The sequence below is a fragment of the Micrococcus sp. UYEF5 genome (genome assembly GCF_040546065.1).
In the GTDB taxonomy this organism is placed as follows: Bacteria; Actinomycetota; Actinomycetes; order Actinomycetales; family Micrococcaceae; genus Micrococcus; species Micrococcus luteus.
This window is the reverse complement of record NZ_JBEPNB010000001.1, coordinates 112,512-131,655: the sequence shown is the minus strand read 5'-3', so window position 1 is coordinate 131,655 and position 19,144 is coordinate 112,512. Positions and strand designations below refer to the sequence as shown.

Sequence of the window (19,144 nt, the reverse complement as noted above, 5' to 3'; positions counted from 1 at the left end):
GTCCGCCATGTCCACCCCCGCCGTCACACGTCCGGGCCGCCCTCGTGCCCGGTTCGCGTTGTCCCGCCGCTGGCGGCGCCCCGTGGTGGCCGGCCTGCTGATCGCCGTCTCGCTCGTGCTGGCGCCCGAGCAGCTGGCCCACGGGACCGGACACCTCGTGGCGGCGGGCCTGATGCTCGCCGCCGCCGTCGTGGCCGGCCTGCCGATCGCGCGCGACGCGATCGCCGCCCTGCGGGTGAAGACCGTCGGCATCGACCTGCTCGTCGCCACCGCCGCGATCGGCGCGTCACTGCTCGGCAATTTCTGGGAGGCCGCCGCCGTGACCTTCCTCTTCGCCCTCGGCCACGCCCTCGAGGACGCGACCCTGTCTCAGACTCGCTCGGCGCTCGCGGACCTCGTCTCCACGGCGCCCGAGACCGCCGTCGTCGTGGACGCAGACGGGACCCAGCGCACCGTGCCTGCCCACGAGGTGGCCCCCGGCGCGACCGTCCTCGTCAAGGCCGGCGCTCGGGTGCCGGTGGACGGCGTGGTGCTCACCGGGGTCGGCGCCGTGGACGAGGCATCCATCACGGGCGAGTCCATCCCGGCGGAGAAGACCGACGGTGACGCCATGTACGCGGGCACCGTCGCCACGGCCGGCCTGCTGCAGGTGCAGGCCCGGGGCGTCGGCGCCGACACCACGCTGGCGCGCATCATCCACCGCGTCGAGGCGGCGCAGGAGGCCCGTGCGCGGACCCAGCAGTTCATGGACCGCTTCTCCCGCTGGTACACCCCGGCGATCATGGTGCTGGCCTTCGCGACCGGCCTGATCACGCGGGACGTCCCCCTGGCCCTGACCCTGCTGGTCATCGGCTGCCCGGGCGCCCTCGTGATCTCCATCCCGGTCGCGATCGTGGCAGGGATCGGCCGCGGCGCCAAGGACGGCGTGCTCATCAAGGGAGGGGAGTTCCTTGAGCGCTCCGCGAAGGTCGACGCCGTCGCCGTCGACAAGACCGGCACCCTCACGTCGGGCACCCCCGAGCTGACAGACGTCGTCGCGTTCGAGCCCGGGGCCGAGGACGAGGTGCTGCGCTGGGCCGCACGGCTCGAGGCGGCCTCGGACCACCCGCTGGCCGCGCCGGTCGTCGCGGCGGGCCGGGACCGCGGCCTGCTGGACGGCCCGCTGGCCACGGATGTGGACGTCGTCCTCGGCCGCGGGCTCACCGGAGAGGTGGACGGCCGTGTCGTCGCCGTGGGCAACGTGGCGCTGCTGCGCGAGCGCGGCGTGGATCCGGCCGCGACCGACCGGGTCGAGACCGTCGCGGCCGAGCTTGCGGAGGCGGGCCGGACCCCGGTGGCGGTCGTCGTCGACGGCATCCCGCTCGGCGTCCTCGCCATCGCAGACACCCTCCGGCCCGAGGCCGCGGGCATGATCCGGGCGCTGCACGGGATCGGCGTCCACGAGGTCGTGATGCTGACCGGCGACCAGCCCGGCGTCGCGCAGGCCGTGGCCCGGCAGGTGGGCGTCGACGACGTGCGGGCGGGCCTGCTGCCCCAGGACAAGCTCGAGGCGATCGAGGCCCTGCAGGCCGAGGGCCGCGTCGTCGCGATGGTCGGTGACGGCGTCAACGACGCCCCGGCCTTGGCGACGGCGGACATCGGCGTGGCCATGGGCGCGGCCGGCTCCGGTGTGGCCATCGAGACCGCGGACATCGCCCTGATGGGCGACCGGCTCGAGCGGCTGCCGCAGGCCCTCAATCTGGCCCGGCGCACGGTGCGGGTGATGCGGCAGAACATCGCGATCTCCCTCGTGACCGTCGCGGCCCTGCTGGCCGGCGTCTTCGCCGGCGGCGTCACGATGGCCGTCGGCATGCTCGTGCACGAGGCGTCCGTGCTGCTGGTCATCGTGAACGCGATGCGCCTGCTGCGGCGCCGCGATCACCCCAGGTCCACGACCTCGAACTCGAGCAGGTCGGCGCCCGTGGCGACCGGCGCCGGGCGGCCGCCCTGCTCGGCGGCGTGCGCGGCGGGCATGCGCCCGTCCCGCCAGCGCTGGAAGTCCTCCTCCGATGCCCACGTCGTGACCACGAAGTAGCGGTCCTCGCCCGCAGTGGGCCGGAGCAGCTGGAACCCCTCGAAGCCCGGCTCCTGGTCCACCGCGTGCTTGCGGGCGGCGAACCGCTTCTCGAGCTCCGGGCCGGCGCCCTCGGGGACGCTGATGGCGTTGATCTTCACGACGGACACGGGGAGGCCTCCTCGTCGGCGGGGGTGCGGCGTCGGGTCGACGCCCTCACCGGCCGACTCTACGCCCGGCTGCGGACCGGGAGTCCGTCGATCGGTTGAGGCCCGGCGGCGTCGCCCCTGCGACGCTGAGCCGTGGAACCGGTTGCCGGGGGCCCCGACCAGCCCCCTCTCGCCGAAAGGGTCGTCGATGACATCGACGGAGACCTCCGCCCCCGCGCCGAGCAGACGCGACTGGATCGGCCTCGCTGTCCTCTCGATCGGCCTGGGCCTCATCGTGCTCGACGGCACGATCGTGGGCGTCGCCCTGCCCGCCATCATCGCCGACCTGCACCTGGACCTCACCGACGCGCAGTGGGTGAACAGCCTCTACGCCGTGCTGCTGCTCTCCACCGGCGATCTCGCGGACCGATGGGGTCGCAAGCGGCTCTTCCTCACCGGGCTCGTGGTGTTCGTCGGCGGCAGCCTGCTCGCGGCGGCCGCCTCCAGCGGGGACGCGCTGATCGGGGCACGGGCCGTCCAGGCCGTGGGCGCGGCGTTCATCATGCCCTCCACGCTCTCCACCGTGAACGCCGTGTTCCGCGGCCGGCACCGGGCGGTGGCGTTCGGCGTGTGGGGTCCCGTGATCTCGGGCGCGAGCGTCTCGGCCTGGCCGTTGAGCAGGCGGTTCATATACGAGTGTGACTTCCAGCCGGCGGCGCGTGCCAGCTGCCGCGCCGAGACGTCCTGGACGGTCATCAGGCGCTGGAGTCGCTTGCGATCCCGCAACTTCATGTAGAGCTCACCGGGTGGCAGGTGAATGACTTGCGCCAAGTCTGTCGCCTTTCGCGTGACGTGGTGTCCAGCAAAACGGCACAGCGAGTCGGCCCAGGTGCCCACCTACTTTCGCCGGGTCCGTGCTGATCGCCCCGTATCCGCGCTGCCATGCGGCACAACACCCCCTTTGTTGCTACCGTTTCGGTGTCCACTCCCACGCAACAGCGGGTGTCCGAGGCCGGTTGCTCCCCTTGGCGTCGCCCCGCAGATTGGTCGCCATGAACGACGTGCACTCGCTGGGCCGGCTGATCGCGTCAGCCCAGGAGCGGAACGGCTGGTCCCTCCGTGACCTCGCCGCCCGCGCCGAGCACGCGGGGTACGACATGAGCCACACCAGCTTCGCGCGGCTCAAGTCCACCCCGGTCACCTCGATCAAGGGCGAGAACATCACGATGCTCGCGCTCGTGCTGAAGGTTCCCGTGGCCCACGTGGCCACCGCAGCGCTGGAGTCCATGGGGGTGGAGCTCGACTCGGCTCTTCACCCGTCGGTCCTCGACGTCGTTCAGGAATCCCCTGACCTATCGACGTATGACCAGGAGCTGCTCGCTGCAGTCCTGCGGGTCATGCTCGACCGACGTAGGACGGACCACCATGACGAGCGCGACCACGCAGACCAGGATCAGGACCGCGAGCGCGGCACGGCCGAGCGCGGGGGAGCGCGCGGCGGTGACGCTGGCGCTGAACAAAAGACCGCGGCGGCCGACGCGCCGGCCGACTTCGATCTGGCAGCACACCCCGACTTCGAGCTGACCCGCGACCGGCAGGCCCGGGAATGGGGCGACGTCGGTTTAGAGAGCCAAGACGTAGAGGGGGGCCATGATGGCTGAGAAGGCACACTACGAACTGCCGCATGGCGGGTACAACGGAGTGGAGCTCGTAGGTGAGTTCGCATACCGGGAGGCGATACTTCGAGTGTTGCCGCGGCTCCCCGCGGACGGAGCTCCTGTGGAAGCTACCGTGCCTGTGGAGGTCGTGCCCGAGCCGGATAACCCGTACGACCGGCGGGCGGTGTCTGTGCGCGCCAAGGGGCGTGTGATCGGCTATCTCTCACGGGAACTTGCTGCCGACTACCACCTGCCGGTCAAGCGTGTGGTGGCTTCCGGTGCTGTTCTGCGCACGAACGCGCGGATCTACGCCTACGTCGGGTTCAACGGAGAGGCGGAGCTCAACGTACGTGTGGGTCTCCCCGAACCGGAGTGGCTCACTCCGCTGAATTCGGGATACCCGGCCACGACGTCTGCGCTGCCCTATGGGCGGCAGACGTACCAGGTCGTGAAGGAAGACCAGTACTTCGACCATCTCTTCGAGTACGTGCCGAAGTCCGGCAAGGGGCCGGTGATGCTCACACTCCACAAGGCCGAGTCGATGCTGCGCAACGGGAATGTGCGGCGCACCGTGGAGGTCCGCCTCGACGGGGAGAAGGGCGGCGAGCTCACCGCGGCGACGTCGGCTCACTACCTCCCCGTGATCGAGCACGCCGAGGGTATGGGGCGAGTCGTGGGCGTCTGGGGGACCATCACCGGTTCCGGGCTCGCAGCCGAGCTCACCATCAAGGGCGCGAAGTCCACGGAGCTGTCGGACGAGTGGCTGCGTGAGATGCCCCTGTTCCCTCATCTGGTGCCCGAGGCTCACTCCTACGAGGTGCCTGACGCCTACCAGGGCGAGCCCAAGACGAAGGGCCGATCCCGGGCCGTGGGCAGTCACTCCGTCGCCCGGCTGCGCGACCAACTCGACCAGCGGTTCGCTTCCACGTCTCCAGCCGAGCTAGACACGACGCCGAGCCCCTCCACCCCAAGCGCGGAGAAGAAGCCGGGCAAGCCCCAGCCCCCTGCCAACCCGACTCCCGTCCCTCTCAGCGACGAGGTCACCCGGCTCGGCATCGGGACGGGGCCACGCACCCCGATCTACTACACCGTCAAGGGCAAGGAGGTCTTCGTCGACGACCGCGACCGCTCCAGCGCCGGCAAGCAACCCCGACGAACCGCGTGGCTCTTGATCGCTGGCCTCACTGTCCTCGGACTCATCCTGTCTGGCGTCCCAGGCATCGGCCCCTTCCTGACACTCTTCACGCTCCTCCTGGTGCTCATCTCTGGCCCCGACCAGCTACGCAAGGCCAAGGTGCTCGACATCGACCCCCACGGCACGGGCCACCCCTCCCGCGACTGGCAGGATCGGGAGTGGGGCGACGTCGGCGAGGAGAACCAGGACCCCGGCGATGGGGAGGAGATGTGAGGGCCGGGACCGCGCGCCGCGGCTACAGGGTCAGGATCACGTGGGACACTCAACGTGTCTCACGGGAAGGAGGTGAACTCACGTGAGCTTTCCACTCGCCCTCACGTCCGCGCTGACGGGCGCCAGCCCTGCCCAGCTTCATGGCTGGAAACGAAGCGGCGTCCTCGTCCCGGAAGGCAATGCCGACCGGCCGCTGCTCTACTCGTTCCGGGACCTCGTGGCCCTTCGCGCGATTGTCTACCTGCGCGCCCAGACGTCCAACCAGCGGATCGTGCGGGCCATGCACACCCTTCGTCACGAGTACGACCTGACCGATCATCCCTCGCAGTACACCTTCGCCACCGACGGGCGGAGCGTTGAAGTGCTCATCGGCGACGAAGCCCTCGAACTCGTCGAGGGCAAGGGCCAGCGGGCCCTCATCCCCCTGACCCAGGTCTTCCGCCCCTTCACGAACCTCCAGGGCAAGGAGGTTATCGACTTCGAGCACCCGCGTCCTCACCTTGCAGTCGTTCCCGGCCGCATGGGCGGCTGGCCGACGATCGAAGACACGCGCGTCCCCTACGATGTCGTGGCCGACCTCGTCCGCGATGGGGACCTCACCACTGATCTCCTGCCCGCCTTCTACCCGACGGTATCCGCGGAGGCCGCTGCTGACGCCCTGTCGTTCGACCTCCAGGTGCGGCAGAGCGGGGGGCAGGCCGCATGAAGTTCCTCGTCGACGAGAATGAGCACGCTGGCATCTGCGCCCCGCTCACTATGCTCCACCCAGCTCACACCTTCGAGCACGTCTCGGCGGTTGGCTTGGCTGGCCTGCTCGACGTCGAGCTCTTTGCCGCCATGCATGCTCGCGGATACAACGCGCTCCTGACCCAGGACCGGGCACAGATCATGGACAACCTCGAGGAACTCGACGCACTGCTTGAGCACGGGATCCACTGGATTGGGCGGAAGCAGTCGCATCAGCCCGGCATCCGCAGCCTCGCTATCGCCACGTCCACCTACGTGTCAGCCATGCCCGATGTCCTGGAGCTAGTCCAATCGACCGAGAGTCCGCTCCAGGTGCGGCTTTCGAACGTGCAGATCGGCATCGGTCCCCGCGTGAAGAGCAGCCCGCTGATCTCGTTCCGTGACCGGCTGGTCAAGAAGGCCGCTTGATCTAACGTGTCCGCCGTCACGGCCAGGATGCCAGCATGTTCCACCCCTGGAGGGCGCTGCGCGCGCTGAGCCACGTCGTCGTCGTGTGGTCCCGCCCGCATGCGGCCGTCCCGGCCGCCACGAATGGCGCGGACCTGGTCTGGCTCGACCCCCGCATGACACAGGCCGAGCGGCGGTGCGCGCTCACCCACGAGCTCGTGCACCTCGAGCACGGCCACCGCGGCTGCCAGCCGCCGAGCACGCCATGCGCGCGGCCGCGGCCCGGCAGCTCATCACACTCGAACAGCTCGCCGACGCCCTGCCCTGGGCCATGAGCCTGGACGAGCTCGCCGACGAGCTGTGGGTGACCCCGCTCGTGCTCACCGACCGGCTCGCCGGGCTGACCCGGGCCGAGCGGGAGCACCTCGCCGCCCGGATCCCCGAGCACCGCGAGACCGTCTAGCCTGTCCGACCCCGGACGTACCTTCTCGACATGACCACCACCCAGGCGCCCGCGAGCGCCGGCTGCCTGTCCGTGCGTGACCACATGGTGCTGCAGCTGTGGGGGCGGCGGTGGCGGCACGGGGCCGCGCGTGACCGGGCTGCTGAGCATCTGGTCGGCTTGCGGGGGACGGCGCTGACGATGCGCGTGGCGGTGCTGTCCGAGGACCCGGTGGCGATCGCCGTCTACCCGGTGATCACGCGGCGGGCCAGGGAGGCTCGGCTGACCCGCGAGCGCGCGGTGCGGGCGGCGGTGGCCTCTGAAGGTTGATCTACGCTGTGATCACTCTCACCTAACGAAGGGGCCGTCCATGTCCTCCATCCGCTGCCGCGCAGCCGCCCTGTGCGCCGCACTCGGCCTCGCGCTCACGGGATGCGGAGCTGATGTTCCCGCCACCCCCGGCCCCACGACCAGTGCAGCGGCCACCTCGGCCAGCCCTGCCCCATCCACCTCGCGCGCTGCGGCAGCTGCCCAGCCCGCGCGTTCGCAGGGCCCCGTGTCGGTCTCTGCACTCCTGCAGTGGGTACCCGACGACCCAAGCGTGACGCGGTCGATCAGGGTCCGCGCGAGCGTCGCAGTCAACGGCGAACTCGCCACCATGACCATGCCGCCGAATGATCGGATCCCGTCCAAGCACGCCGGGCCTGGTCAGTGGCTGATCCTGGACGTGCCGCAGGCGAAGTTGGGCGACCGGGTGCAGGTGGCGGCGTATGCCGACGATGCTCTAGGCGAGGGCCGGGTGGCCTGCAGCCTGACCGTGCTGAACGCGCGCACACCCCTGGACCGCGAGACAAGCGAGACCGGTGACCTGCCCTCGGTGGAGTGCGACGCCATCGTGACGGGCCCGTGACCACGCCGGCCGCTTAACGTGTCCGCCCCCTCGGGGAGCGTGGAGGCCGCGAAGGGAAGCGCAAGAGAGGCCCCGTCCAGCAGCCAGCTGGACGGGGCCTCTCGCTGCGCCAGGGGTCAGGCGCCGGGGGGAGGCTCCCAGCCGATCGCGTCGACCGCGGCACGCTGGGCGTCCAGCAGCAGGTGCGCGTACACGCGGGAGGTGGTCTGCAGCGACTCGTGACCGAGGCGGTGCTGGACGACCTGTGCGGGGACCCCATCCATGAGGGCCCACGAGGCGAACGTGTGCCGCAGGCTGTGCGGGGTCAGGTGCTTGGCGATCCCGGCGGCCGCGAGCGCCGGCTTCCAGTGGCGCTCGACGAAGTTCGTGCGGTGGATGACGCCGCCGCCGGGGGCGGTCAGGAGGAACTCGTCGGCGGCACGGCCGGCGGCCAATGGCTCGAGTGTTTCGACGGCCCAGTCGGGGAGCATGATCGTGCGGCGGCCGCGGGCGGTCTTGGGGACGCCGAGGACGGCGCCCTCCTTGCCCTTCTTCCAGGCGCGGCGCACGTGGATGACGCTGGCTGCGACGTCGAGGTCGCGGACCTGCAGGGCGGTGGCCTCGCCCCAGCGGGCGCCGGTGACGAGCAGGACGATCAGCAGCGGCTGGTACGACTCGGATATGGCTGCGTAGAAGCGCGCCCACTCGGCTCGGCTGAAGATGCCGCGCTCCTCCTCGACGTCGTCGTCGGGCAGGTCGGCGCCGCGCGCGGGGTTGGCTGGCAGGATGCCCTCCTGGACGGCGAGGCCGAGGACCGCGGAGAGCAGGGCGTGCGCGTTGCGGACCGTCTTCGGAGACACCGTGGCCAGCGGCGGCTCGGGCCGCGGGGGAGTGGCGGCCGCGGCGCGGGCGGCGGCCGCGCGCCAGCGGGCCGTGGGCTGCTGCAGCTGCCACCGGATCCACTCGGCCACCGTGCGGCGGTCGATCATGTCCACGGGCAGCTCGCCGAGGCGGGGCAGGAACGTGCGCGCGGCCTCTGCCTCGTACCCGGCCAGGGTGCCCGGGGTGCAGCGGAGCCCGCGGTGCTCGATGTACCGCGGGAAGAACTCGGCGAGCGTGGGCATGCCCGGGGCACTGTCCACCTGGGCCTCGAGGATCCGGCGGGCCACCGTGGGCCCCTGCCGCGGGTCCTCCACGATCGCCTTGACGCGCTGGGCGCCGGCCTCGCGGGCGAGGGCCGGCAGCCACTGGAACCGGCCGGCCTCGTAGAAGCCGACCCGGTACGTGGTCCGGCCGGCCTTGTTCGTGCGCGTCTGGATGGTAGCCAACGCATCTCTCCTGGTGCTCTCCGATGATGTGCGTACCCCGTGGGGACCGAGCACTACCCAACAGCACTACCAAGACGAGATAAGGCCCGGAATCATCCGCATGATTCCGGGCCTTACGGTGGGGTGAGCGACGGGGATTGAACCCGCGACCTTCTGGACCACAACCAGACGCTCTGCCGACTGAGCTACGCCCACCACGCCTGCTTCACACGGACGGATCCGCGCGACGCAGCGGGGTCCACAGTACACGAGATCCCGCGCAGCGCCGAATCGGGGCAGTGGGGCCGGGGTGCCGGCTCAGGCCTGCGCCCCGGACACCACCTGTGAGATGGCGCGGGCCTCCTCCGTGGTGGGGCCGGGGGCGGGGGCCATGACGGCGGCCCGGTAGTAGCGCAGCTCGGTGATGGAGTCCTTGATGTCCCCGAGGGCGCGATGGCCGCCGGTCTTGGCGGGGGCCTGGTAGTAGGCGCGCGGGTACCAGCGGCGGGCCAGCTCCTTCACGGTGGACACGTCCACGATCCGGTAGTGCAGGTGGTCGACGACGGCGGGCATGTAGCGGGCGAGGAACAGCTTGTCCTGGCCCACCGTGTTGCCGGCCAGCAGGCCCTTGCCGGCGGGCACGCGGGCGGCGATGTACTCGAGGACGCGCGCGGCGGCGTCGTCGAGCTCGAGGCCCTCCGCCAGCTCCGGCAGCAGGCCGGAGGTGGTGTGCATGTCCCGGACGAACGGGTCCATCTGCTCGAAGGCCGCCGCGGAGGGACGGATCACCAGGTCGATGCCCTCGTCCAGGATGTTCAGCTCGGCGTCCGTGATGAGCACCGCCACCTCGACGAGCTCGTCGACCTGGGGGTGCAGGCCGGTCATCTCGCAGTCGATCCAGACCAGGGGGGCGCTCTCCGGCGTGGGGATGCTCGTCTCGCTCATGCCCCCAGGCTACTCGCGTGTCACGATGGTAGATTCGAGCGAGCCGCGCCCTCGCGCGCCCTCGCAGGACCGCACGGAAGGACCCGTCGCATGAGCGTGTCGACCCCGCGTCCGTCCGGGTCCACGGCCCACCGGCCGGAGTACGTCGGCATCGGCGGCCTCCGCACGGACCCCCAGGTCGCCGGTGCGGACTGGTGGCCCATCCTCGTGGGGACCCTCGGCTCCCTCCTCCTGGTGGCGGGCTCGTACTCCGTCGGCTGGCTGGCCTCGGCCTCCCCGATCAACCGCTGGCAGTGGCTGATTCCGTGGCGCACCCAGGAGGGCGGCGTGCTCGCCGGCACGGTGCTCCTCACCCTTGGCTGCTGGGTGATGTTCTGGGCCTGGCTGCGGCTGGGCCAGACGATCCGCCCCTTCGGCCGCGGCGCCCTGCGCACGGTCAACCTCGCCACCGTCCTGTGGTGCCTGCCCCAGGTCGTGGCCCTGCCGATCTTCAGCCGGGACATCTTCGCCTACGTGGGACAGGGCCGTCTCATGGAGGCGGGGCAGGACCCCTACGTGGACACGATCTCCTCGCTGTCCAACTGGTTCCAGCTCGGAGCGGACGCGACCTGGGCGGACTCCGAGACCCCGTACGGTCCGATCTTCCTCTGGATCGAGCAGGCCGTCGTCGCGATCTCGGGGGACATGAACCCGGACCTGGCGATCTTCCTGTTCCGCCTGGTGGCGGTGGCCGGCGTCGCGCTGATCATGGTCTTCGTGCCACTGCTCGCCCGCCGGCTGGGCGTCAACGATGCGTGGGCGCAGTGGATCAGCGCCGCCAACCCGCTCTTCACCATCAGCTTCGTCGCGTCCGGGCACAACGACGCCCTCATGGTCGGCCTCGCCCTGGCCGGCACGTGGTGCGCGCTGCGCGCCGGGCATCCGCTCCGCCCCCAGCGGCCCGGGCAGTCCATCGCGTGGGGGGTGGCCGGCGTCGTGCTGGTCACCCTGTCCCTGGGCATCAAGCCCATCACCCTCGTGCTGCTCCCGTTCATCGGCCTGCTGTGGGCCGGCCCGACGGCCCGATGGCCGCGCCGGTTCGCCTTCTGGGCCCTCACCGCCGGGATCTCCTTCGGCCTCATGGCCCTGGTGGGCGTGCTCAACGGCTTCGGCTTCGGCTGGGTGGCCGTCATGGTCGGCACGGGCACGGGCACCGTGCCGTGGGGGCCGATCGGCATGCTGTCCCTCATCACGGTGGGGGCGAGCGAGCTCCTCGGACAGGGGGCGGACGTGCAGGCCGTCGAAGGCGTGTACAAGACCGCCGGACGCGTGCTCTCGGTGCTCATCGTGCTGGCCCTGATGTTCCTCGGCCGCCAGGACCGCGTGATGACGCGCATGACCTGGGCGTTCACCGCGCTGGTGATCCTCTCGCCCATCATCCAGCCTTGGTACCTGCTGTGGCTGCTGCCGTTCTTCGCCGTGATCGGCATCCGGGACAACTGGCAGATCAAGTGGGTCGTGTTCACGGTCGGCTACTTCCTGGCGTTCGGCGCGTCGGACCAGCTCTTCACCTGGCAGTTCCTGGACATCGCGGACCAGGTCAAGGCCGTGTCCCTGATCGTCTCCGCCGTGTGTCTGCTGTGGATCCTCGTCGTGGACCGCCGCACCAGCCGGTTCGTGAAGGACCACTGGCACGTGCGCCCCGCCGTGCGCGCCGGCCTGGCCCGGCTCCGTGGCGCCCCTCGACCCGTGGAGCCGGGGGAGTGAGGCCCGCCGCCCCCGCGACGACCGGCGCCCGAGGGCCCCGTCCGAGCCGCGTGGCGGCGCAGCCCGAGCCGGAGGCGGCCGTCCGCCGGGGCACGTGGGCGTCCGTGCTCATCACGGCGGGCTCCTGGGGTGTGGGGTGGCTGCCGATGACGCCCGACTCGGTGTTCTCCGGCACCACCCTGCTCAACCCGCTGCGGGTCTACCTGCCCGGCGTGCTGCTCAGCACCGTGCTGCTGGCCGCCGGCTCGCTGCTCCTCGTCCGATCCTGGCTCGAGCTGGGCCGCGCGCTGCGGGGCCGCTGGGAGGAGCACGGCCGGCTGGTGGCCCGGGCCGCCTGGTGGTGGTCCGCCCCGCTGATGCTCGCCCTGCCGATCTTCTCCCGGGACGTGTTCTCCTATCTCCAGCAGGGCCGCCTCCTCGCCCTCGGCCTCGACCCCTACACGCAGGGCGTGTCCGCCCTGCCCGGCTGGTTCATGCAGGGCGCCGACTCCATCTGGGCCGAGTCCCCCTCCCCGTACGGTCCGCTGTTCCTGCTGTGCGCGGAGGCCGTCTGGCACGTCACGGGCGGGAACATCGAGCTCTCCGTCACCGCGTTCCGGCTCCTGGCGCTCGCGGGCCTGGCCCTGTGCCTGTGGGCCGTGCCCCGCCTGGCCGAGGCGGCCGGGCGGTGCGGGGCGTGGGCGGCCTGGGTGTGCGTGGCCAACCCCCTGTTCCTGCTCTACATGATCGCCGGCGTGCACAACGACGCGCTGATGTCCGGGCTGATGCTGGCGGGCATCGTGCTCATGGTGCGTCGGCCGCGCCGGCGCGTGCACGCGCTGTGGGGGATCGTGCTGATCGCCCTCTCGGTGGCCATCAAGCCGCTCACGGCGCTCGTGCTGCCGTTCGTGGCGATGCTCCTGCCCACCGGCTGGGAGCGCTTCCGCGCGGCTGATCCGCGCCTGCGCCGGCGGGACCGGCTCGGCCCGTGGTTCACGACGGCGGTGATCTCCCTGGCCGTCCTCACGATCCTCGGCGCCGGCTCCGGCCTCTGGTTCGGCTGGGTCCCGGCTATGCTCACGAGCGGGGACGCGGCGTTCCCGTATGCCCCCGTGGGCCTGCTCGGTCTGCTGCTCGGCGCGGTCGTCGAGGCCGTGACGCCCCTGGGGGCGCGCGACGTGGCCGCGGCCTTCTACACCGTGATGACGGTGTCGGCCCTCGGCTTCACGGCGTGGCTGGCCCTGCGCCGCCGGCCCCTGGACCCGGTGTTCAGCGCGGCGGCCGTGCTCGTGGTGGCCGTCGCCACCGCCCCGATCATCCAGCCGTGGTACCTGCTCTGGGTCCTGCCGCTGCTGGCGTGCGCCCTCCGCCCGCTGTCGTGGGGCGCCGACCATCCCCGCTGGCTCGGGTGGGTCACCGCGCTCGCGGTGCTGCTGCTCACCGGCGTCGGCGTGGTGGACCAGCTCTCCGTGGCGCAGTGGCTGCCGGTCCTGGCCGTTCGCGTGTTCACCCTCGTCCTGATGCTCGCGGGGATCGGATGGATCATCCACCGCGATCCCGTCACCGCGCCCCTGTTCCCCGGGCGGCGGCGTCCTCCCCTGGAGGTGGTCGAGCCGCGGGCCGAGGCGGCGTCGTCGACGCCTCCGGAGGCGGGCGTGCCGCCGGACGCACCGCCCGACGGGCCGCCGTCGACCGCCGCGCACCCCGCCTCCTCGTCCACCCGCATCCCCCAGGAGAGACCGTGACCTCCCACCCCCGCAGTCCCGCCCCGACCCGCCCGAGCGCCCGCTGGGTCGGCCTGCTCGTCGGCCTGACCGTGGTGGCCGCCGCCGTCGGCGTGCTGACCAAGCAGTGGTGCCGCGTGAACGGCTGGGCGGCCCCCGGCGTGCACGCGCACATGTGCTACTCGGACTTCGCCCAGCTGTTCCCCACGCGTGGCCTCTCCGACGGCCACTTCCCCTTCTACACGCCGCTGCCACCCGAGCAGTGGATGGAGTACCCGGCGTTGCTGGCCGTGGTCGCGGGCGTGACCATGTGGCTCGTGCCCTCCTCCGGCGACCTGCACGAGCGCACCGTGACCTACTTCGACGTCAACGCGATCGGCGTGGTGCTCTGCTGGATCGTGCTGGTCGTCGCGACCGCGTACACCGCGCGAGGCCGCTCCCGGGACGCCCTCCTCGTGGCCCTGGCCCCGGGGATCATCCTCACCTCGATGCTCAACTGGGACCTGTGGGCCGTGATGCTGGCCGCCCTGGCCCTGTGGGCGTGGACGGCGGGCCGTCCGACCCTCGCCGGCCTGCTCATCGGACTCGGCACCGCCACGAAGCTGTACCCGCTGTTCTTCTTCGGCGCGATCTTCGTGCTGGCGCTGCGCACGGGCCGCTGGGCCGGGTTCGTGAAGGCGGCCGTGGCCGGGGCGGCGGCCTGGCTCGCCGTGAACCTCCCGTTCATGCTGACGGCGTTCGACCAGTGGTCCCGCTTCTACACGTTCTCGGGGGACCGCGCGGTCTCCTTCTCCTCGACCTGGCTGGCGCTGGCCTGGACGGGATGGTCCGGGGAGACGTTCACGACGCTCCAGAACGGCCTGTTCCTGGTGTGCTGCGCGGGGATCGCCTACCTCGCCCTCGCGGCGCGGCACCGTCCGCGCATGGCCCAGCTGTGCTTCCTGATCGTGGCGTCCTTCATCCTGTGGGGGAAGGTGTACTCGCCGCAGTTCGTGATGTGGCTGATCCCGCTCGTGGTCCTCGCGACGCCGCGGTGGCGCGCGTTCTGGATCTGGCAGGCCGTGGAGGTCTACCACTGGGGCGGGGTGTGGATGGAGTCGGCCCGCATCACCTCGGACGGGGCGTTCGCCGGCGGCGCCTGGTGGATCACCGCCTGGTACGCCTCGGGGATCGTGGCGCACATCGTCGCCCTCGTGTGGCTCATGACCACGGTGGTCAAGGACGTCCTGGACCCTGCCCGTGACCCGGTGCGCCGCACCGCCCTCGACCAGGGTGCCCCCGAGATCGCCCCGGGGGTGGCGGAGGACCCACACGCCGGCGTCTTCACCGGTGCGCGTGACCGACTGCTCCTTCCCCCGGCCGGACGCGGCCTGCAGCCGCTCGGCGGGTCCGCGGACCGCTGACGGCGGGGCGGGTCCGCCGACGCCGTGGGGCGCGGCTCAGCGGTGTTCGAGGTACGTCGTGCAGGTGGGCGAGACCGCGCGGTCCGGGTGGTGCAGGACGACGACGTCGCCCGCGGACCAGACCCGCTCGAAGCCGAGCCGCTCGGCGCGGGCCAGTGCCTGCTCCGGGGTGAGGGGGTCCCAGCCGCCGAGCTCGGGCACCGAGGTGTCCACGATCATCCACGTGGCCAGTTCGTCTCCGATGTCCCCGTGCAGCCCGACGTGGGTGCGGGCCGTCAGGTGCGGCACGGCGTTGTCGGCGGCCTCGACGCACACCCCGTCCGGGATCAGCGCGACCGCGTGGTCGAGGTCGCGGGCGTGCTGCGTCATCGTCATGTCGCCGACGATCGTGCGGTGCAGCGGGTACACCTGCGGGAAGAACGCGGTGCCGATCAGGCCGGTGGCCAGTGCCGTGGAGACGAGGACGGCGGGCAGTCGGCGCAGCGCGTCCCGGCGTCCGGCCAGCCGGTGGGCCGCCTCGAGCGCGGCCATGAGCAGCAGCGGGGCGAGGATCGCGTCATACTGGTAGACGGGGGCCCACACGTTGAGCCGGTCGTTGAACAGCCGCGAGAGCAGGATCGGCAGGGCCATCAGCGTCAGCGGGCTCAGGACCGGCAGGAACAGCAGCGGGACGAAGTGCAGGAGCCAGAGGGCCACCTTCAGCGGGTGGTCGAACAGCACCGCGACGGCGTTCCACGGTTGGGTCAGCAGGAACAGGACCGAACTGCGCATGTCCGGGCCCAGGGCGGTGAACTGCCAGTAGCCGAACGCCCCGGTGGGGGAGTAGTGGGGGATCACCACGGACGTGGCGAACCAGTAGCCGAGCACACCCAGCACGGCGGTGACCGCGGCCTGCGGCCAGAAGCGCCGGATCGCCATCACCAGGGCCACGGCCAGCAGGGTCACGCCCATGTCCTCTCGGACCGTGAGCAGCAGCGCCGCCAGGCCGGTGGCGAGCCACGCCCGCTGCCCGTCCAGGGCCCACACGAGCCAGGCGAGGATCGGCACGCCGAGGGTGACCTCGTGGAAGTCCCAGTTCACCATCGCCTGGAAGGGCCAGGAGAGCAGCAGGGCGGCGACGGCGGCCAGGGCCACCCCGTGTCCCGTGCGACGACGGGCGAACAGGTACACCGGCACGGCGGACGCGGCGAGGGCCAGCGCCATGACCACGCCGAGCATGCGGGGGTCCGGCCACACCCAGTAGAAGGGGGCCAGCAGCGCGAGGATCGGGTGGAAGTGATCGCCGAGGATGTGGAAGTCCACGCCCTTGACGGAGCTGAGGGGGGCGTTGAACAGCGCGTACTGCCGCACCACCTGGTCGAAGATGCCCAGGTCGTAGCCCTTGGCCTCGTAGGTGGCGTACCGCAGGAAGGAGTGCGTCACGTACAGGGCCGCGGCCGCGACGAGCAGGGCGGCCAGCTGGACGCCCTCGCGACGGGTCACACGGACCTCGGGGACGGCGGGTCGCGGGGCGCGGAGCCAGGAGCGCAGACGGTCCAGGACGGTCTCCTTCGGGCGGTCGTCGGGCGTGCTCGGACGGCTCCGCCCCTGGTCTGGGTGCCCCAGGAGGGATTCGAACCCCCGACCGGCGGATTAGAAGGCCGCTGCTCTGTCCAGCTGAGCTACTGGGGCTGGGCCGTGTCAGTCTAACGGCCGCCGGCCGCGGCGCCGTCGGCTCCTGCACAGTCGCCCGGGGACCTCCGCGCGTCCCCAGACCGGCCCCGATCCTGCCGGGGTGCCCCGCGGTGGGGTTGTCTGGCCATGGCGGATCAGCCGATGCACCGACGACCCGCCCCGGCGCCCACCGGGGCCCAGCCCAGGAGGCACACCATGCAGGACCTCATCACCGTGCGCGGCTTCGTGGCCACGGACCCCGCCACCCGCCACACCGCATCGGGGGCCGCCGTGACCGGCTTCCGCCTGGCCACCACCGAGCGGCGCTTCGACCGCGAGACCGCCGAGTGGGTGGACGCCCACACCAACTGGTACAGCATCTCGGCGTTCGGCCAGCTCGGCTCGAACACCGCCCAGTCCGTGAAGAAGGGCAACCCCGTGATCGTCACCGGTCGACTCCGGGTCCGCGACTGGTCCTCGGGCGAGCGCTCCGGCACGTCCGTGGACGTGGTGGCGGACGCCGTCGGGCTGGACCTGGGCTTCGGCTCGGCGGCGTTCCAGCGCAGCCAGCGCGCGGCCGTGCCGCGCCCCGAGTCGGCCCCGCGCGACGACGACGCGTCGGGCGGGCGGGCCGGCGCGGTCGGCGACGGGTTCAGCGCGGGCCTGCCGGACGGGTTCCAGGGTGGCGACGCCCCGGCCTCGACCGGCCCGGACGAGTCGGACGCGGGCGCCCCCGAGCGCGAGCCGGCGGCGGCCGGCGTCGCCTGACCACGGGGCGGCACGGAGGGGGAGCGGGCTCGGTGGTCGCGGGATCGGCACGATGAGTGGAATCCCGCGGCCACCGACTAGCCTGGGCCGCATGGCGGAATTCATCTACACGATGGTCAAGGCCCGCAAGAAGGTGGGCGACAAACTGATCCTGGACGACGTCACCATGTCGTTCTACCCCGGGGCGAAGATCGGCATGGTCGGCCCCAACGGCGCCGGCAAGTCGACGATCCTGAAGATCATGGCCGGGCTGGACGAGCCCTCGAACGGCGAGGCGCGGCTCTCTCCCGGCTACTCGGTGGGCATCCTGATGCAGGAGCCCAAGCTGGACGAGTCCAAGACCGTGCTCGAGAACGTCCAGGAGGGCGTCGGCGAGATCTACGGCAAGATCCAGCGCTACAACCAGATCTCCGAGGAGATGGCGAACCCGGACGCGGACTTCGACGCCCTCATGGAGGAGATGGGCGAACTGCAGTCCGCCATCGACGCCGCGGACGCGTGGGACATCGACTCCCAGCTCGAGCAGGCGATGGACGCCCTGCGCACGCCCCCGGGGGACGAGCCGGTCACAAACCTCTCCGGTGGCGAGAAGCGCCGCGTCGCGCTGTGCAAGCTGCTGTTGGAGAAGCCGGACCTCCTCCTGCTCGACGAGCCCACCAACCACCTGGACGCCGAGTCCGTGCTGTGGCTCGAGCAGCACCTGGCCTCCTACCCGGGCGCCGTCATCGCCGTCACCCACGACCGGTACTTCCTCGACCACGTCGCGGAGTGGATCGCGGAGGTCGACCGCGGCCGCCTCTACCCGTACGAGGGCAACTACTCCACCTACCTGGAGACCAAGCGCGCCCGCCTCGAGGTGCAGGGCAAGAAGGACGCCAAGCTCGCCAAGCGCCTGGCCGAGGAGCTCGACTGGGTCCGCTCCAACACGAAGGGCCGTCAGGCGAAGTCCAAGGCCCGCCTGGCCCGCTACGAGGAGATGGCGGCCGAGGCCGAGAAGACCCGCAAGCTGGACTTCGAGGAGATCCAGATCCCGCCGGGCCCGCGCCTGGGCACCGTCGTGATCGAGGCCAAGGACCTGAAGAAGGGCTTCGGGGACCGCGTCCTCATCGACGGCCTGTCCTTCTCCCTGCCCCGCAACGGCATCGTCGGCGTGATCGGCCCGAACGGCGTCGGCAAGACCACCCTGTTCAAGACCATCGTCGGCCTCGAGCCCCTGGACGGCGGCGAGCTGAAGATCGGCGAGACCGTGAAGATCTCGTACGTGGACCAGTCCCGCTCCAACATCGACCCCGAGAAGTCGCTGTGGGAGGTCGTCTCGGACGGCCTGGACTACATCAAGGTCGGCAACGTCGAGATGCCCTCGCGCGCCTACGTGTCCGCGTTCGGCTTCAAGGGCCCGGACCAGCAGAAGAAGGCCGGCGTGCTCTCCGGCGGTGAGCGCAACCGCCTGAACCTGGCCCTGACCCTCAAGGAGGGCGGCAACCTGCTGCTCCTCGACGAGCCCACCAACGACCTCGACGTGGAGACCCTGACCTCCCTCGAGAACGCGCTGCTCGAGTTCCCGGGCTGCGCGGTGGTCGTCTCCCACGACCGCTGGTTCCTGGACCGCGTGGCCACCCACATGCTGGCCTATGAGGGCACCGCGGAGGACCCGGCCAACTGGTACTGGTACGAGGGCAACTTCGAGTCCTACGAGGCCAACAAGGTCGATCGGCTCGGTCCCGAGGCCGCCCGCCCGCACCGCGTGACGCACCGCAAGCTCACGCGCGACTGAGCCGGCCGTTGCCCCCGGGCGCCGCGCCGACGACGGCCCGCCGCGATCACGCGATCGCGACGGGCCGTCGTCGTCCCGGGGCGGGTGCACGTCGACCACCATGAACGGCCCG

The 19,144-nt window shown here is 71.5% G+C and carries 17 protein-coding genes, 2 tRNA genes and 1 pseudogene; 14 read left to right on the top strand and 6 right to left on the bottom strand.

Annotation, left to right across the window (positions count from 1 at the left end; genetic code table 11):
- Positions 1-7 precede the first annotated feature (7 nt).
- Positions 8-1,999: pseudogene (locus ABIB16_RS00645) on the top strand (heavy metal translocating P-type ATPase); the annotation flags it as partial.
- On the opposite strand, the gene ABIB16_RS00640 reads toward ABIB16_RS00645, so the two are convergent.
- Positions 1,918-2,223: an antibiotic biosynthesis monooxygenase family protein gene (locus tag ABIB16_RS00640; protein WP_010078879.1), complete on the bottom strand. Its 306-nt coding sequence runs from the start codon at positions 2,221-2,223 to the stop codon at positions 1,918-1,920. The pseudogene ABIB16_RS00645 and the gene ABIB16_RS00640 sit on opposite strands and share 82 nt — an antisense overlap.
- A gap of 187 nt (positions 2,224-2,410) precedes the next feature.
- Here ABIB16_RS00640 and ABIB16_RS00635 point away from each other — a divergent pair, with 187 nt between their 5' ends.
- The 8 genes from ABIB16_RS00635 (at position 2,411) to ABIB16_RS00600 (ending at position 7,754) form a co-directional block, all read left to right on the top strand.
- Positions 2,411-2,998, top strand: coding sequence for an MFS transporter (locus ABIB16_RS00635; protein ID WP_354435985.1), 588 nt, complete (start codon positions 2,411-2,413; stop codon positions 2,996-2,998).
- 256 nt (positions 2,999-3,254) lie between these two features.
- Complete coding sequence (locus ABIB16_RS00630) at positions 3,255-3,863, top strand: hypothetical protein (protein WP_354435984.1); 609 nt, start codon at positions 3,255-3,257, stop codon at positions 3,861-3,863.
- Positions 3,853-5,268: an HIRAN domain-containing protein gene (locus tag ABIB16_RS00625; protein ID WP_336627653.1), complete on the top strand. Its 1,416-nt coding sequence runs from the start codon at positions 3,853-3,855 to the stop codon at positions 5,266-5,268. The genes ABIB16_RS00630 and ABIB16_RS00625 overlap by 11 nt, the downstream gene beginning before the upstream one ends.
- An 82-nt stretch (positions 5,269-5,350) precedes the next feature.
- A complete protein-coding gene (locus ABIB16_RS00620) occupies positions 5,351-5,974 on the top strand; it encodes a DUF433 domain-containing protein (protein WP_134376851.1) in 624 nt (207 codons plus the stop codon).
- Complete coding sequence (locus tag ABIB16_RS00615) at positions 5,971-6,423, top strand: PIN-like domain-containing protein (RefSeq protein ID WP_134376849.1); 453 nt, start codon at positions 5,971-5,973, stop codon at positions 6,421-6,423. Before ABIB16_RS00620 ends, ABIB16_RS00615 begins: the two co-directional genes overlap by 4 nt.
- A gap of 244 nt (positions 6,424-6,667) precedes the next feature.
- Positions 6,668-6,865, top strand: a complete 198-nt coding sequence (locus ABIB16_RS00610) for a hypothetical protein (RefSeq protein ID WP_134376847.1) — start codon at positions 6,668-6,670, stop codon at positions 6,863-6,865.
- A 30-nt stretch (positions 6,866-6,895) separates the two neighbouring features.
- Positions 6,896-7,174, top strand: coding sequence for a DUF3263 domain-containing protein (locus tag ABIB16_RS00605; RefSeq protein ID WP_336627654.1), 279 nt, complete (start codon positions 6,896-6,898; stop codon positions 7,172-7,174).
- A gap of 271 nt (positions 7,175-7,445) precedes the next feature.
- A complete protein-coding gene (locus ABIB16_RS00600) occupies positions 7,446-7,754 on the top strand; it encodes a hypothetical protein (RefSeq protein ID WP_119217353.1) in 309 nt (102 codons plus the stop codon).
- Positions 7,755-7,870: 116 nt separating this feature from the next.
- Here ABIB16_RS00600 and ABIB16_RS00595 read toward each other — a convergent pair whose 3' ends face one another.
- From ABIB16_RS00595 to orn, 3 genes are all read right to left on the bottom strand, one after another.
- Positions 7,871-9,061: a tyrosine-type recombinase/integrase gene (locus ABIB16_RS00595; protein ID WP_010078872.1), complete on the bottom strand. Its 1,191-nt coding sequence runs from the start codon at positions 9,059-9,061 to the stop codon at positions 7,871-7,873.
- 119 nt (positions 9,062-9,180) lie between these two features.
- Positions 9,181-9,256, bottom strand: a tRNA-His gene (locus tag ABIB16_RS00590).
- Positions 9,257-9,358: 102 nt separating this feature from the next.
- Positions 9,359-9,985 (bottom strand): oligoribonuclease, encoded by a 627-nt coding sequence (gene orn, locus ABIB16_RS00585; RefSeq protein WP_354435983.1) that lies wholly within the window; start codon positions 9,983-9,985, stop codon positions 9,359-9,361.
- A 90-nt stretch (positions 9,986-10,075) separates the two neighbouring features.
- On the opposite strand from orn, the gene mptB (ABIB16_RS00580) reads away from it, so the two are divergent.
- The 3 genes from mptB (ABIB16_RS00580) to ABIB16_RS00570 are packed head-to-tail and all read left to right on the top strand — an operon-like array spanning position 10,076 to position 14,837.
- On the top strand, positions 10,076-11,731 hold the full coding sequence (mptB, locus tag ABIB16_RS00580; protein ID WP_354435982.1) for a polyprenol phosphomannose-dependent alpha 1,6 mannosyltransferase MptB: 1,656 nt from the start codon (positions 10,076-10,078) through the stop codon (positions 11,729-11,731).
- A gap of 50 nt (positions 11,732-11,781) precedes the next feature.
- Positions 11,782-13,455 carry a polyprenol phosphomannose-dependent alpha 1,6 mannosyltransferase MptB gene (gene mptB / locus ABIB16_RS00575; protein ID WP_354435981.1) on the top strand — a complete coding sequence of 558 codons (1,674 nt, stop codon included), beginning with the start codon at positions 11,782-11,784 and terminating at the stop codon, positions 13,453-13,455.
- Positions 13,452-14,837: a glycosyltransferase family 87 protein gene (locus ABIB16_RS00570; RefSeq protein ID WP_354435980.1), complete on the top strand. Its 1,386-nt coding sequence runs from the start codon at positions 13,452-13,454 to the stop codon at positions 14,835-14,837. Before mptB (ABIB16_RS00575) ends, ABIB16_RS00570 begins: the two co-directional genes overlap by 4 nt.
- A 36-nt stretch (positions 14,838-14,873) precedes the next feature.
- Here ABIB16_RS00570 and ABIB16_RS00565 read toward each other — a convergent pair whose 3' ends face one another.
- Positions 14,874-16,319, bottom strand: coding sequence for a DUF2079 domain-containing protein (locus tag ABIB16_RS00565; protein WP_230277802.1), 1,446 nt, complete (start codon positions 16,317-16,319; stop codon positions 14,874-14,876).
- Positions 16,320-16,434: 115 nt separating this feature from the next.
- Positions 16,435-16,508 (bottom strand) — tRNA-Arg (locus tag ABIB16_RS00560).
- A 198-nt stretch (positions 16,509-16,706) separates the two neighbouring features.
- Between ABIB16_RS00560 and ABIB16_RS00555 the strand changes: the two genes are divergently transcribed.
- Both ABIB16_RS00555 and ettA read left to right on the top strand, forming a co-directional pair.
- Entirely contained in the window at positions 16,707-17,258 is a 552-nt protein-coding gene (locus ABIB16_RS00555; protein WP_041105330.1) for a single-stranded DNA-binding protein, read from the top strand.
- Between the two features lie 91 nt (positions 17,259-17,349).
- A complete protein-coding gene (gene ettA, locus ABIB16_RS00550; protein WP_036316848.1) occupies positions 17,350-19,032 on the top strand; it encodes an energy-dependent translational throttle protein EttA in 1,683 nt (560 codons plus the stop codon).
- The last annotated feature ends 112 nt before the right edge of the window (positions 19,033-19,144 follow it).